The sequence below is a fragment of the Microcoleus sp. Pol7_A1 genome (assembly GCF_036701085.1).
GTDB lineage: Bacteria > Cyanobacteriota > Cyanobacteriia > Cyanobacteriales > Microcoleaceae > Microcoleus > Microcoleus asticus.
Window position 1 is genome coordinate 24,514 of record NZ_JAUBQD010000013.1, and the last position, 15,387, is coordinate 39,900.

9 protein-coding genes and 1 pseudogene are annotated in these 15,387 nt (G+C 46.0%); 6 read left to right on the plus strand and 4 right to left on the minus strand.

The window, feature by feature from the left end; translation table 11 throughout:
• Positions 1–150 precede the first annotated feature (150 nt).
• From QUA20_RS10215 to QUA20_RS10225, 3 genes and pseudogenes are all read left to right on the plus strand, one after another.
• Complete coding sequence (locus tag QUA20_RS10215) at positions 151–1,779, plus strand: hypothetical protein (RefSeq protein ID WP_333188393.1); 1,629 nt, start codon at positions 151–153, stop codon at positions 1,777–1,779.
• Positions 1,780–1,860: 81 nt separating this feature from the next.
• Entirely contained in the window at positions 1,861–2,829 is a 969-nt protein-coding gene (arsM, locus tag QUA20_RS10220) for an arsenosugar biosynthesis arsenite methyltransferase ArsM (protein WP_333188396.1), read from the plus strand.
• A gap of 120 nt (positions 2,830–2,949) precedes the next feature.
• Positions 2,950–4,542: pseudogene (locus QUA20_RS10225) on the plus strand (GAF domain-containing protein); the annotation flags it as partial.
• A 118-nt stretch (positions 4,543–4,660) separates the two neighbouring features.
• On the opposite strand, the gene QUA20_RS10230 reads toward QUA20_RS10225, so the two are convergent.
• Together QUA20_RS10230 and QUA20_RS10235 are read right to left on the minus strand one after the other, a co-directional pair.
• Positions 4,661–5,140: a DUF2726 domain-containing protein gene (locus QUA20_RS10230; RefSeq protein WP_333188401.1), complete on the minus strand. Its 480-nt coding sequence runs from the start codon at positions 5,138–5,140 to the stop codon at positions 4,661–4,663.
• Complete coding sequence (locus QUA20_RS10235) at positions 5,140–5,859, minus strand: hypothetical protein (RefSeq protein WP_333188403.1); 720 nt, start codon at positions 5,857–5,859, stop codon at positions 5,140–5,142. Before QUA20_RS10235 ends, QUA20_RS10230 begins: the two co-directional genes overlap by 1 nt.
• Positions 5,860–6,153: 294 nt before the next feature.
• On the opposite strand from QUA20_RS10235, the gene QUA20_RS10240 reads away from it, so the two are divergent.
• A complete protein-coding gene (locus tag QUA20_RS10240) occupies positions 6,154–7,794 on the plus strand; it encodes a thioredoxin-like domain-containing protein (protein ID WP_333188405.1) in 1,641 nt (546 codons plus the stop codon).
• A 338-nt stretch (positions 7,795–8,132) separates the two neighbouring features.
• Here QUA20_RS10240 and QUA20_RS10245 read toward each other — a convergent pair whose 3' ends face one another.
• Together QUA20_RS10245 and QUA20_RS10250 are read right to left on the minus strand one after the other, a co-directional pair.
• Positions 8,133–8,933, minus strand: a complete 801-nt coding sequence (locus QUA20_RS10245) for a circadian clock KaiB family protein (protein ID WP_333188408.1) — start codon at positions 8,931–8,933, stop codon at positions 8,133–8,135.
• Positions 8,934–8,994: 61 nt separating this feature from the next.
• The gene (locus QUA20_RS10250; protein ID WP_333188569.1) at positions 8,995–10,287 is read right to left on the minus strand and encodes a type IV pilus twitching motility protein PilT; all 1,293 of its coding nucleotides are present in this window, start codon (positions 10,285–10,287) and stop codon (positions 8,995–8,997) included.
• Between the two features lie 305 nt (positions 10,288–10,592).
• Between QUA20_RS10250 and QUA20_RS10255 the strand changes: the two genes are divergently transcribed.
• Positions 10,593–11,990: an amidase gene (locus tag QUA20_RS10255; RefSeq protein ID WP_333188410.1), complete on the plus strand. Its 1,398-nt coding sequence runs from the start codon at positions 10,593–10,595 to the stop codon at positions 11,988–11,990.
• 443 nt (positions 11,991–12,433) lie between these two features.
• On the plus strand, positions 12,434–15,187 hold the full coding sequence (locus tag QUA20_RS10260; protein WP_333188412.1) for an NHL repeat-containing protein: 2,754 nt from the start codon (positions 12,434–12,436) through the stop codon (positions 15,185–15,187).
• The last annotated feature ends 200 nt before the right edge of the window (positions 15,188–15,387 follow it).

Consider the following 15,387-nt stretch of genomic DNA (forward strand, 5'->3'; position numbering starts at 1 on the left):
GAGAGTTAATAGTCTGAGAGGATGGGTTCCCACTGCAACATCAATCCGGGTTCCTACGAGCCTCCCGAATTCCCGATCGGCAATTCCCAAATACTAAATTCGGTTTTGGGCTATAGTTCCCTATGAGAAGGCTTCTAGGAGTATGGTTGCGTGATTGGCATCAATTGGCACAGAACGGTTGCGGGCAGGCTGCTGGCATTGTTCGCAGCAGCAGTATTAATTTTGGGTTTAGCAAGCTGTGGCGCGGGCCATCCCGAATTGCCCAAATCAGGGAACAAGAGCGGCTCAGATACCGCCCAGATGAACAGAATCTCAGAGGTTTCTCCCCCAGAAGCCCTTCAACAACTGCGTCAGGCTCTAGAAATCTACCAGCCTCAAATTAGTATTTTGAATCCAAAAGCTGACGAAGTGCTTCAGGATACAAATGTGTCTGTTCAGTTCCAAGTTAAGGGCTTGCCCATTTTCAAAGATCCAAACTTGGGTTTGGGCCCCCATCTGCAAGTTTTATTAGATAACCAACCTTATGCAGAAGTTTACGATATCAACCAACCTTTAACGCTCTCGGACTTAGAACCCGGAACCCATACCCTGCAGGTGTTAGCCGCTCGCCCTTGGGAAGAAAGCTTTAAAAACGAAGGTGCGGCGGCCCAAACCACCTTTCACGTTTTTACCAAAACTGACGACAACAGTCCCGATCGAACATTGCCCCTATTAACGTATAACAGCCCCCAAGGCAGCTACGGGGCAGAACCCATCCTGCTCGACTTTTACTTGACAAATGCCCCCCTGCACGAAGTGGCGCAAGAAAATTCCCAAGATGAAATACTCGATTGGAAAATTCGAGCCACAGTCAACGGCGAAAGCTTTGCGATCGACCAGTGGCAACCTATATATCTTAAAGGATTCAAACCAGGGAAAAACTGGCTACAGCTAGAATTAATTGACGAACGGGGAAATATCGTCAAAAACGCCTTTAATAATACAGTCAGACTGATAAATTACGAACCGCTCGGTCAAGACACTCTTTCAAAATTACTGCGAGGCGAACTAACAGTAGCAGAAACTCGCGGTATAGTCGATCGCGCCTACCAAGCCCCCAAGCCCACACCAACGCCAACCCCCGAACCGAAACCGACACCTGCATTAGAAAAAACACCAGTTGTCCAACCCTCACCAGCGGTTCCAGAAACCCCAGTTACCCAACCCAGCTTAGAGCCAACAGTTGCTCCCGAAGTTGCTCCGGTTCTAATAATAGAACCGACGCCGACAGCAACCCCGCAACTCGAAGCGCCAAAACTTGTAGAACCAGTTCCACTAATAGAACCGAAGCCGACAGCAACTCCAGAATTAGAATCATCGAAAGCTGTAGAACTAGTTCCACTAATAGAACCGAAGCCGACAGCAACTCCACAGTTAGAAACCCCCACAGTTGTGGTTCCTGTTAAAATAATAGAACCCACACCAACAGCATCTCCTGAAGCAAAAAAACAGGAATATAAAGGATACTACAATCGGTTTCGCAACTTTTTGCGTCAAGTTGTCGAACCTGCTACTCCTTCAGATTCCCCAACTCTGCCAGAAATAACAAAAAACGCTCCTGTACCAAAAGTAGTCGCTCCTACGATACCAGAACAATCTCCCAATCTTGTACCGCCAGCGCCACCAGTTGCCACTGAAACTCCTAGCCAGCCAACCCCCGACTTAGCTGCTCCCGAAAAAACAGTTTTAGAACCCGAAAATCAGCCAAAATCCGAACAAAAAGTCGAATTTGCCACGTAACAAAATCTTTCTGAGCTTCTTCGTGGCATGGGCGTCCCGCCCGTGCTGCATCTGCGATCAAAAATTAAAGGAAACCCAAAAATGACCTACCTAGAAACAGCAGCCAAATTCTACAGCGATGTTGCCGAAACACCCCAAATCGGACTTTGCTGCGTCCAAAGCAGTCCCTTGCAATTGCCAGGATTAAAAATTCCCGAACAAATGCAAGAAATGAATTACGGCTGCGGCACAACCGTTCACGCCGCCGAACTTGTCGGCAATCCAGTCGTGCTTTATGTAGGCGTCGGCGGCGGTTTAGAAGCACTGCAATTTGCTTATTTTTCTAGACAAAAGGGAGCAGTAATTGCCGTAGATCCGGTTCCAGCAATGCGAGAAGCGGCTGCACGAAACTTGCAAATTGCCGCCCAAGAAAATGATTGGTTTGATGCGAGTTTTGTGGAAATTCGTGAAGGCGATGCTTTTGCGTTGCCAGTGCCGGATGCTTCTGTAGATGTTGTCGCCCAAAACTGCTTGTTTAATATCTTTGAACCTGCGGATTTAGCTAAAGCATTAAAAGAAACTTATCGGGTCTTAAAACCCGGTGGCAGGTTGTTGATGAGCGATCCGATCGCAACTCTGTCAATTCCCCAACATTTGAAAGAAGACCAACGCTTGCGGGCGTTGTGTTTGTCCGGTGCTCTGACCTACGCAGAATACGTTCAACACCTTGTAGACGTGGGTTTTGGGCAAGTCGAAGTTCGGGCGCGCCGTCCTTACCGATTGCTGGACAAACACAATTATCAATTGGATGCGGATTTGCTGTTAGAAAGCCTGGATTCGGTGTCTTTCAAAGTGGATGTACCGGATGACGGAGCTTGCATTTTCACTGGCAGGACGGCGATTTATAGGGGGTCTGAAGAGCTGTTTGATGACGGGGCTGGTCACGTTTTGCAGCGGGGCGTGCCGGCGGCGGTGTGCGATAAAACTGCTGGGAAGTTGGGGGGATTAATGCCCGACAAGGTGTTAATTACTGATTCGACTTGGCATTATAACGGCGGCGGTTGTTGTTAGATTTATTTCCGAATAGGGAGGTAGCGTTCACCGCAGAGATAGCTGCCTCTTTCAACTCTTTCTGCTGATAGTTATCTCTGGACTCTGCCTCAGTAAAATGATGAGAGGAGTTATTGTATGAGTTTGAGCGATATTTTAAAACCTCTGAACCCTGATGATTTTGGAGATATTATTCGAGATGTTTGTTGCGAGGGACATCGAGAGCGTCAAACTCTCAATCAAATTCTATCATTCATAAATTGTATATTTGACGGTCGAGGCTGTGAGTCAGTCTTGCATGAAATGCTCCATGACATTACTCTAAAAACAGGGGAATTTTTGAATGCAGATAGAACGACAATTTTTATATTCGATAAAGAGCAAAATGAACTGTGGGCAGTTGTAGCTAAAGACGAAAATGGCAAAAATTTAGAGATCAGATTTCCCGCTAATCAGGGCATTGCGGGAGAAGTAGCCACGGAGAAAAAAATTGTAAATATTCCCTATGATTTCTATGATGACCCACGTTCTGTAAACGCCAAAAAAGTTGACGACATAACAGGATATCGTACTTCTACAATGCTGGCGATGCCTCTGCTCGACGAAGAAACAGGCGAGTTAATGGCAGTAGTCCAACTGATTAATAAACTCAAGCCGAACCACAAAGATTATGATACTTTAGGCGAACAGATTGACAAAGTAGGATTCACTCAAGCAGACGAAGAAAATTTTAGAGAATTTGCCTCGTCCATTCGCTTAGTTGTAGAGTCGTCCAAATCTTTCTACGCCACAAGTCAAAGACAACGGGCCGCCACAGCGCTGATGAACGCCGTCAACGCTCTTTCTCAGAGCAGTCTAGACTTAGATGATACCTTGAAGCGGGTGATGGATCGGGCCCAAGAACTGATGAATGCCGATCGCAGTACCTTGTGGGTGATGGACGAAGATAAAGACGAACTCTGGACGAAAATCCCGCTCGCCGGCGATCTTAAAGAACTTCGCATACCCAGAACCGCCGGTTTTGCAGGCATCGTCGCCCAATCCGGCGAACCGCTGTTGATTCCCTTTGACGTATACGACGACCCCCGCGCCGAAAATGCAAAAAAAATAGACAAACAAACTGGCTACCGCACCTGCAGTATATTGTGTATGCCAGTGTTTAATACAGGCCACAAATTGATTGGCGTCACCCACTTAATTAATAAAAAACCAAAAGGAGAATTCCCCCCCTACAACCCGGAAGATTGGCCGCACCCCCCCGATCAGTGGAAAGCGAGTTTCAATCGCACCGACATGGAATTTATGAAGGCGTTTAACATCCAAGCAGGAGTCGCCGTGCAAAACGCTATCTTGTTTTCCCAGGTCAAACAACAAGAAAACAGACATAAAGATATAGTGCGATCGCTCCCTAATGGTGTCATCTCCACAGATAAAAAAGGTAATATTATTACCGCTAACGATAGGGCTAAACAATTGCTAGGTGGCGCTCAAGAAGTCGTAGAGAGTGTATCTGTGGGTGATTTAATTAAAATCGAGAATGAGAATTTTAGTCAATGGTTAAATGCTGCTTTGTCACCGGAAGGCGATCAAGATAGAGAGCAATATTACCCCGATCGCGTCTTATTGCCTTTGCAAGGGGAACCGCAGAATATCAATCTGTGGTTTAACTCGATCGCAAGTGCGATCGACCAGAATAAAATTAACGGTGTATTGGTTATTTTGGAAAATAACAGCACGCCAAACCCAGGATAAATTTTGGGAGAAGCAAGAAGACTATATTGTTGGTGAACCCGCCCTGCAAGCTATATATTAATTAGCTTGGTATTTTCGGACATAACCTAACTATTACTACTTACCAAGCTATAAGCTGAACTTGAGGCGCGACTGATTCCCTGCAATACTGCGTGATTAGCGCTTGGGCATTTTCCCTGTTTTGTCCTGTGAATAAATTGAAAACTACTTCTTCATCTGGAGACGAGAGATATAACAAACCACAGTTTTTTACCCGCGAGTAAATTAAGGGAACTTTGGCAAACTCAAGTAAAGTAGCTTTTTTGCGATCGCGCTCTCTCGCTTCTGGGCTATCGTGGTATTGAGACTGAAACTCTACTACTAGGCAAGGATTGTAGTTCAAGTCTGTGATTAAAGCATCGACACCACTGGGGCTAAATAAAAACTTTTTGAGTTCCCAGTCAAGGTTGCTGACTTGTTCGCAAATTTGGGATAAGCTAACCTGTGTATGGATTTTATAATTGTTGTCTACACAGGTGTGAAGGAACTCAAGCATTCTTTCTTCGTAAGGGTTGACAAGTTTTTTGGCTTTGACAGACATTATTGTGCCTCTAGAATAATTTTTGCAAAGTGACCAAGGAACTCTTCTAGAACTTCTCTTGAACTGATAGATACTTGCCATGCGTAGGGAAACAGTTTATCTTCCCTGAGTACGACGTAGCTATCCCTATTACTTAATGTTTCAAGGGGAAATTTTTCATTTTCTTTAAGGGGAATCTTGAGAATTGTGCGTTTACAGGAAGCAAAAGAAACGTTAATTTTTTGTGGTATATCTGAAGAGTCTATTAGTTGTTCTATAATTTCATTTATATAAAAATTTCCCCTTGTTTTCCCTTCTATTAGGCTAGGAAACCGCGGATCGATTAAATTTAAAAAAAGCTCTTTTTTACTGGGTAACACCCAGACGGCTCCTGCTGTAAGTTCAGCTTCTACTTCTACCAAGGTCCAATACTTAAAGCTGAGTATATGTTCGTCTAAGAGATCTTGACGAATAGAAATAAACAAACTATCCTTTCGCTCTTGAAAAACAAGTTGATAACGTTTATCCCCTTTCCCTGGCTTCTTAACTCTGTATCCTATATATTGAGAGGTTCGCTTCTCCTCAAACTTTTCGTAGAAACCAAGTTCCTTTAACAAACTAATAGCCAAAGACATCAAATCTTGGCCACCTTCAATAACTTGAATATTGGTTGAAATCAGGCGGGGTACCCCGTCTTCTACCTCAAAACGCTGGATAAGATCGTAGATAATTTTGGACATTTGCTATTTCCTAAAAACCTTGGCTAAGGTTCCTAGACATAGCTTAAACTTGCCGTCCAGAAATGTCAAGCATCTTGGCTAAGATTTTTAGATGTTAATTACACAGGGATTTTTTGAGTATTTATACCAAACAAGGACAGTAAGGCCCGATCGCATCCCTTGCCCCCCTCTTTTGCCACAGCCATCTGGGCTGTCTCCAAAAGCCCAGTTTTAACCCGCTTTTTCCCCATGCCGCTAAACTTCCCGCTAAATTAAAGAAGTGAAAAAATATTCAGGCCCTACCAAGGAGATGCCATGCCCCGCGTCAGAGCACCAGAATTCCCCGGAAACTACCCCTGGCTGAACACCGAAAAACCTTTATCCATTGAATCTCTAAAAGGGCGCGTCGTCCTCCTCGACTTCTGGACATACTGCTGCATCAACTGCTTGCACGTCCTGCCCGACTTAAAATACCTCGAAAAAAAATATAAAGATTCCCTCACGGTTATCGGCGTTCACTCAGCTAAATTTGAAAACGAAAAAGAAGTAGAAAACATCCGCCAAGCTATCCTCCGCTACGATATCGAACATCCGGTAATTGTAGACAGCGGCATGAAAGTTTGGCAAAGCTACGCGGTTCGCGCTTGGCCGACTTTAATGGTGATCGATCCTGAAAGTTATGTCGTTGGCTTTGTTTCCGGCGAAGGCAATAGAGAAGCACTTGACGAGTTAGTTGGTAAGTTAATTGCTGAATACAAAGATAAAAATGCACTTAACTTTAAACAACTCAGTTTTCGCTTAGAAAAACAGCGCAAACCTCTATCAACACCGCTGGCTTTTCCCGGTAAAGTGCTGGCATTTGCCATCACTGCAACGGAGGCAAAACACCTTCACCAACATGAAGCTCTTTTGGGCGAAATGACTGAGGATAATGAATTTGTAGATGAAACTGTATTGCCCGGGCCTGCTAACTCGGTTCAACAAAACTTGGTCGGTTCTTGCTTGTTTATTGCGGATTCGGGACATAACCGAATTGTTGTGAGCACTACCGAAGGTGATGTGCTGCACGTCATCGGTACCGGCAAACCGGGTTTAACCGATGGGGGCTTTGAAGAGGCGGAGTTTTTTGCACCTCAAGGTATGGCTTTTGATGCAGAAAGTCAAATTCTTTATGTTGCTGATACGGAAAATCATGCTCTCAGAAAAATTGATTTTACGACTCAACGAGTGGAAACTGTTGCTGGTACCGGCGAACAAAGCCACGAAATTGCACCGGGCAGCGGCAAGGGTTTAGAAACCAAATTGAACTCGCCTTGGGATTTAGAAAGAGTTGGAAATAGACTTTTTATTGCAATGGCGGGTTCGCACCAAATTTGGGAAATGCAATTAGACACTGGTACGATCGGCACTTATGCGGGTATTGGCCGAGAATCGTGTGTTGACGGGAATCTTGCAGAATCTGCTTTTTCTCAGCCCAGCGGCCTGGCTACGGATCGATCGGAGTTGTTTGTTGCTGATAGCGAAATTAGTTCGATTCGCGCTGTGGGTATTGATGAAGACCCGAAGGTGCGTACTGTTTGCGGTAGCGGTGAATTGTTTGGTTTTGGGGATAAAGATGGTCGCGCTGATGAGGTCAGGTTACAGCACTGTTTGGGTGTTGAATACGCTCAAAATTACCTCTGGGTTGCTGATACTTACAATCATAAAATTAAGCGGATCGACCACCGGGGCGGTACGTGCAGAACGATGATTGGAGACGGTACAGCAGGTTTGGTTGATGCTAAAGGTCTTAAGGCTCGATTTTTTGAACCTTCAGGGTTGAGCGCGATCGGGTCTCACTTGTTTGTTGCTGATACGAACAATCATGTGATTCGGAGAGTTGAGTTGGATACGCTGGAAGTCACAACTTTGGATTTCACGGGTTTGTGTCCTCCTGATGTTTGTCTTCCTGATTGAGCCGATCGACCTTTTTCACATTAGACACCCTTCTCAATTCTCCTGATTGCCAGATTGATTGTGATAACGTAGGGTGCTCTTCGGCGCACCTTACCACAATTTTCAACCAAAGTAAGTTAGCCTAATTATTCGCGGCGAGTGCAGTGTCTCAGCAGCAATTCAGTCTGGATGCAGAACCTCTATATTTATGGTGCTGGGCATAAGAACACCTGGCCGATATAAGTAGAGCGTCAAACCACTTTTTGCATCCACGACTCAATTGCTAAATGTTGTTAATTCCAGGGCTACTCAACGCACGATCGCCAGTATTAAATAATCGCAAAAATAATCGTCCAAATCTAAAATTCCGAATATCTCAGCAGCCGCATTATTTTTTCATCATCGTTCAATTCGCCGACAATTCGCCGCACGGGTTTCGGCCAGATTTTAATCAAAGTAGGAGTTGCTGAAATCTGATCTGCCTCAGCTTGTTCTGGATGTTTTAAAACATCAATTACTTTCAAAGTGTAGGGACGATCGAGGCATTGCTCTAAGAACTGGTGTAAAGTTTCGAGGGTGCGTTCGGTGCTGGGATTGCTGCCGGAAACAAAGAGGCGCAAAACGTACCCTTGAGTTTGTGGGGGTGGGGTTAGTGCTGTTTGTTTGGGAAGCGGAGTCTGCTGCGATTGCGGGAAGGATGAGGGAGATACGATCGAACCGATCGAGTCCGATCGAGCTTCGGGGCTGGCATACTGTACAACTAAGTCGTGATTTTCCCAAAGTTCGGGGAATTGTTGGTGATAAGTAGCGATCGCCATCGGTTCGCACATTTCTTCGCTGCGGGGGTGCCATACCAAGTCGCCAGTCCCAAAAATGGCATTCAGCAGGGTTTGATGTCGCAGCACCGGGGGGTAAGCCTCGGCAGCAACCCGCAACTGCCGATCGCTCTGATCGAGCCAGCAGTCAACGGTTGCGGTATAGCAAGGTATCAGAAAATGCGGCGGTTCCGACAAACCGAGGATCTCCTGTAGAGCTACGCACAACTGCAAGTGCCACCGAGTTTGCTTGCGGGAGTCTATGCAATAGATTAAGTCTCCCCCTGGTGTAAACAGCGCAATACCTTTGAAAAATTCTGGCAAAATCGGGCGATCGACTTTCAATGAAGTACACCAATTAAAGTTAACAGTTAACAGTTAACTGTTAACTGTTAACACTCCACCTTTAGACTCGACCTCGGAGCATCTGAGCCATTTCGTTCGGGAACGGCGAGTTCTCTACACAAAGTTCTTCAGTAATCCGACCTTCTTGATAAAGACCGTAGAGCGACTTATTCATCGTCGTCATGCCTTCATAAGTATCTTTGATCATGATTTGATTGATTTCCTCATTCTGGCCCTTGAGAATGTATTCCTTAACCACGTCGGTATTGATCATAACGTCGTGGAAAGCAGCCCGCTTCCCGTCTGTGGTTTTGCACAGCAGTTGAGCAATAATCGCCACTAGGGATTCGGAAATGGAAACCCGTATGGCATCCTGTTCTTCCGCCCCGAACATATCAAGAATCCGGTTCAGGGTTTTAACCGCACTGTTGGTGTGCAGGGTTCCTGCAACTAAGTGACCGGTTTGAGAGGCTTTGAGGGCGATTTCCACCGTCTCTCTGTCCCGAATTTCTCCTACTAGCAGCATATCCGGGTCTTGTCGCAGAGCGCCTTTGAGAGCGCTCATAAACTTGAGGGTGTGCCTGCCGACTTCCCGGTGCTTGATCAAGGATTTTTTGCTTTCGTGTACGAATTCTACGGGGTCTTCGATCGTGATGATGTTGTAGGCTTTATTCTTATTGATGTAGTCGATCATCGCGGCCAAGGTGGTAGACTTACCCGAACCTGTCGGGCCTGTCACCAAAATCAGCCCTTTGTGGTAGCCGCATATTTTCCTAAAGACCTCCGGCAGTTTCAATTCCTCCATTGTCAATATTTTGGCAGGAATTAGCCGCAGCACCATCGCCGGGCCGGCCAAGGAGTCCATGCAACTGATCCGGATGCGGACGAAGCCGAAGTCGAAAGCGCCGTCAAAGTCTAGGGTTTTTTGGAAAATTTCTACTTCTTCATCGCTCATGCACTCGCGCAGCCAACCAAAAAACGTATCTAAATCCGTCGGTGGATAGCCGATGTCGGCAATCTCGCCCCGGGTGCGGAAGCGGGGAACTTCGTTTACTCCGAGGTGAAGGTCGGATACTCCTTCTTCTTTGGCTCGGATTACTAGCTCTTTCAAACTCGGAGATCCGCCGCTGCTAGAGTTCGGGTTTTTAGGTGTGGCGAAGGATTGCGGCGGCGGTGCTGGTGCTGGTGCTGGTGCTGGTGCGGGCGGCGGTGCTGGTGCTGGTGCGGGCGGCGGTGCTGGCGGCATTCCTGCTGCTCTGGGGGGCATCCCTGGAGCTGGAGGGCGGGGTATTCCGGGCAGTGGGGGAGCTCCGGGTACGGGCGGGCGAGGAGCTGGCGGATGCTGTTGTGTCATATGCGCTACCTTAAGTTGGTGAGAAGGCTGACTCGAACAGATGATTTGTGGGAGTTGGACAATGCCGATCGCCATTGTGCGGGTCTTGCACAAAAGCTTGACTGTTCTACTCAGTCTATCCTAAGAGGGAGTCATAATGCTGCACTACTAAGGAAATATTATGCCAATTGGAGGATGCGAGCGCTCTCGCTCTACGGCGGAATATGGATTTTCTACATTTTTGGAGAATTTTTTTAATGAAAAGAGTTTTCCGCAACCAGTAAGTATAAATTGATACTTTAGCCCACTATTAAGGACTTAAACCGATGAATTCTGTCGATCGGGCTTTTACTCCAGCTCTGGAGTTGGCGGAGTCGATCCGCACCCTCGAAGTGTCGCCTTTAGAAATTGTCAATCTCTACTTGGAACGGATCGATCGATTAAACCCCGAGCTGGGCAGTTATTTTACTGTAACGGCCGAGCGGGCGATCGCCCTGGCTAAATCTCAAACCGAAAAACTAGCTGGGTTAAACAAGCCACAGGAATTGCCACCTTTTTTCGGAGTGCCGATCGCCATTAAAGACTTGACACCCGTTACCGGCGTTCCCTGTACCTACGGCACTCAGGCTTTGCTGGGTAATATCTCTGCCTACGACGAGTCAGTAGTCTGGCGGATCAAAGCAGCGGGATTTAACATTCTGGGGAAAACAGCAACCTCTCAAATTGGCTCATTACCTTACACCGAACCAGAAGGTTTCCCACCGGCGCGCAATCCGTGGAATTTAGACTATACGCCCGGAGGCTCCAGCGGAGGCTCAGCGGCCGCTGTAGCAGCGGGTTTGTGCGCGATCGCCCAAGGTTCAGACGGCGGCGGTTCGATTCGAGGCCCAGCTTCCTGCTGCGGTTTAGTGGGCATTAAACCGTCGCGGGGGCGAGTTTCCTGGGCACCTGTCGGAGATTACCTCAGCGGCATTTCTGCCAACGGCCCACTGGCGCGCACTGTAGCTGACGCCGCCGCACTTTTGGACGTGATGTCAGGCTACACAACAGGCGATCCGTACTGGCTACCCGATTCAAATCCGACGTTTTTAGAGGCTTCCCGTCAAAAGCAGGGCAAGCTGCGAATCGCTTTTTCTACGACTATTTCCCCTGTGGGCGAGGTTTCGGCTACCTGTCAGCAAGCGGTACTCGAAACAGTAAAATTATTGACAGATTTGGGCCACGATGTCGAACCTGGATGCCCGGATTTTACGGGTTTAATCGAACCGTTTATCGCAATTTGGCAGTCGGGGGCTGCTGCAAGCGGCATTCCAGGCCCTGCTTTGGAACCGATGAATCGCTGGCTGTTAGAAAGAACTATTTCGGCTGGGGAATATTTGCGGGCGGTGAATCAAATGCAGGTGATTTCACGGCGGATTGTGGGATTCTTTGAAAAATTTGATGTGTTAGTTTTGCCGACTTATATGCACTCGCCAATCCGGGTTGGGGAGTGGGCGGATTTGAGTTTTGAAGAAACTTTGCAGCGGATTATTAATTGGATTGCTCCTTGTCCGCCGTTTAATGCTAGCGGTTTGCCTGCGATCGCACTTCCTGCTATTTTAGATGACAACGGTTTGCCCGTGGGAATTCAAATTATCGGGCGGCCGGCAGCGGAAGCAACTTTAATTGCTTTAGCGGCGCAGATGGAAGCGGCGAAACCTTTCCCGGTTTTAGATTTTAAATAGGGAAGAGCAAGGGATAAAAGCACGTTTCTCTTTTTTAGGGGTATGCCAAATCAGGATTTGTCTGCGGGGAACTATAAATCCGGTTTTTGGCATAATTTTCTATTAACTGTTGACCGAAAGCATCCAGGATATAAGCCCCCGGATTCATCCGTCCAGAAATAAAAAACCTGTATCCGATAAAGGATACCCCGAATTGATCCGTGGGGTCAATGCTTCAATTCTAAAATCTAAAATCTAAAATCTAAAATCTAAAATCGATTGACTGTTTGACATTTGAACAATACAGATGCAACGGCAAACGAGAGGATTGAGAAAGGGGACAAATTTCAGGTTGAATTCTTGTAAAATATAAGGTACTTCTTAAACTACTTGACTTTTTTGGGAAGTAGCGTAGAAGTTTTCAACTTAATTGCCGCTGGCGGGTGTATCTAAAAAAATAGCTTATGTTTAAGACAGCAGGACTGTTTGAAGAAAACCCTATTCAGGGAAATATTGCGGGTATTTCAGCGGAAATACTAGACTTATTCAGTAATTTCGATCGCTTAAATCGGATCGGCAAAATTGCCGTCGGCGATACCAATGGTTTATTTGATACCAGCTACGATTTGACTCAAAAACCCAATTGGGCGGCCGCTGCGACTGGTAGTGCGATCGACCTTTTTGAGCCATTCACCGACTTCGGTCTCCAATCGTCAGGAAGCGACAATCTTAAAGTTGATAGTAGTCTAAAATCCCTGACCGCTGTCTCCACTCAAGTTCAGACAGACGAACTGACAGGGATGGATTTTGCTGTTGGTGATATTGGTGGCGGGCGAGAACTCACCCTATCCCAAACTTCTTCGCTATTTCCTGATGAAAACTGGGCTTTCAATTTTACAGATTACACCATCGAGCACCAAGGTTTAAACACCCTAAACCTCAAAGTTGGTTACGGATTAAAACCGGGAATTACCCAGAACGAATATCCCGATTTTGTACCCATTTACCAAAGTATTGATAACTTCCTAGTTAACTACCAGAACGAAACTGATTTTTGGGAAATTGTTAACAAAAATTTGACTGAAAAGGTGCTTAATGAAAATCCGGTATTGACAGATGTTACGATTCAACTTGAAGTTTTGCCAACGGAGATATTGCCCTACGATCTAGCAAGTACAGTTTTCCGCAGTCGTTCCGGTCAAATCAAAGAAGATGCTAATTTTTCCTTAAAAGACTACGCAATCAATCACCAAGGATTAAATACGCTCAATCTCGATGTCACTTACCAGTATAAGCCGGGAATCGCTCCCAATGAATATCCCGATTTCGTGCCAATCTACAATAGCATTGATAACTTTTTAACCGCATATCCGAACGAAACAGATTTTTGGGAAATTGTCAATAAAAACTTGACTCAAAATATCCTCAACCAAAATCCTGCCTTGGTGGCAATTAAGATAGATTTCAACGTTTTGCCAAGCCAAAACGTGCCTTACAACCAAACCAGCAAAGTTACTCGCACTCAACCCAGCAATCCTCAAGGAACTTTCCTAGTTGGCAATAGCAGGGGAAATAATGTACTTCGGTTTGACGGCAATACCGGCAATTTTCTAGGCGAATTTATTTCACCGGGAAGCGGCGGTTTGTCCAATCCAGATACGATCGTTTTTGGGCCAGATGGCAACGGCGATGATAAGTCGGACATTTACGTTAGTAGCGGCGAAAAGCCCGGAAATTCTGGAGAACCGACAGCATCTGCCGTATTGCGGTATGACGGAATTACTGGCGCATTTATTGACAAGTTTGTCGGCGATAATCCGAACACGGCGGTCGATGAAACTGGCGGATTGTTTCGCCCTTACGGTTTAGCTTTTGGCCCTGACGGTAATTTTTATGTCAGCAGTTTTTTGAGTGACCAAATTCTCCGATATAACGGCAAAACAGGACAGTTTATTGATGTATTTGCTTCGGGAAATCAGCAAGCGGGAGGATTGAATGGCCCGAACGGTTTACTGTTTGCTCCTGACGGCAATTTGTATGTGACAACGCAGGGGAGTGTTGCGAGCAATGGTAAAGCTGATTTTAGCGCAAGTTTCCCCAGTCAGGTGCTGCGTTACAACCCGCAAACCCGGCAGTCAAGTATCTTTGCTTCGCCCGATCCTTCGCCTCGGAGTCAGGGATTTGCAAGTCTTTTGGGAATGGCAATCGGGCCCGCTGACGGCGACCTTTATGTCAGCGATTTTGCTAACGATATCAGGCGCTACAATTTAAAAAGCGGGGAATTGGTCAAGGTTTTATCTACCAATTATACTGATACTTCGCCCAGTAGCAATTATGTAGGTAGTTTGGCCTTTTCGCCGATCGGCAATTTGTTTGCAGTTGGCTTTGACAACCGCGCTAATGCTAACGGTGCCGGCGCGGTTTTGCGGTATAACGGCCAGACTGACGAACCGCTGCCAATATCGGGAAATCCGGGGTCGAGTAACAGTTCTATTTTTGTCCCTCCCGACAGCAAGCTAGAGCGTCCAATAGGAATTGCTTTCTTTCCGTCCGATGCTCAACTGACGCAGAAATGGAATTTTACATTGGCAAATTACCCAATTAATCATCAAGGGTTAAACAACCTGAATATTGATGTAAATTATAAGTACCAAGACGGGATTCAAAATTATCAGTATCCTGATTTTGTGCCTATTTACAAGAGCATTGACAATCTTTTAGTTAACTACCCGAACGAAACAGATTTTTGGGAAATTGTCAACAAAAATCTCACCGAAAAAGTGCTTTCTGACAATCCGGCAATTTCGTCTGTGACGGTTAATTTGGACGTTTTACCGACCAACCAATTGCCTTACGAGCGCAGCAGTACCGTTACTCGCACTCAAGATGGTAAATTAGGCGAAGCATGGGATTTCAAGCTTCCTAATTACTCGATCGATCACCAGGGTTTGAATAACCTCAATATTGATGTCAAATATCAGTACAAACCAGGAATTACGCAGGATGAGTATCCCGACTTTGTGCCGATTTACAAAAGCATCGACAATTTCTTGAGTAATTATCCCAATGAAACGGATTTCTGGGAAATTCTTAATAAGAGTTTGACGCAAAAGCTGCTAGCCGAAAATCCGGCTTTGGATTCGCTGCAAATTAATCTGGAGGTTTTGCCGACAAACAGATTGCCTTACGATCGAGCTAGTATTGTGTCGCTCGCTTAGCCTATCATTGAAAATTAGATGGACAAATCTTGACAACAAATACATACTTAGCTACCGTAATGGTACGGTTAAGTACGTTGCGTAGAAACATGGTTTTTTCGCGTCCGAGACTAACCCATTTAAATTGTCTGTTGTGGTGAGAAACCCGGTTTTTTTAATAAACGGGGTTTCTGAATTAGGAGCGAGTTTGCCAAGCTCCA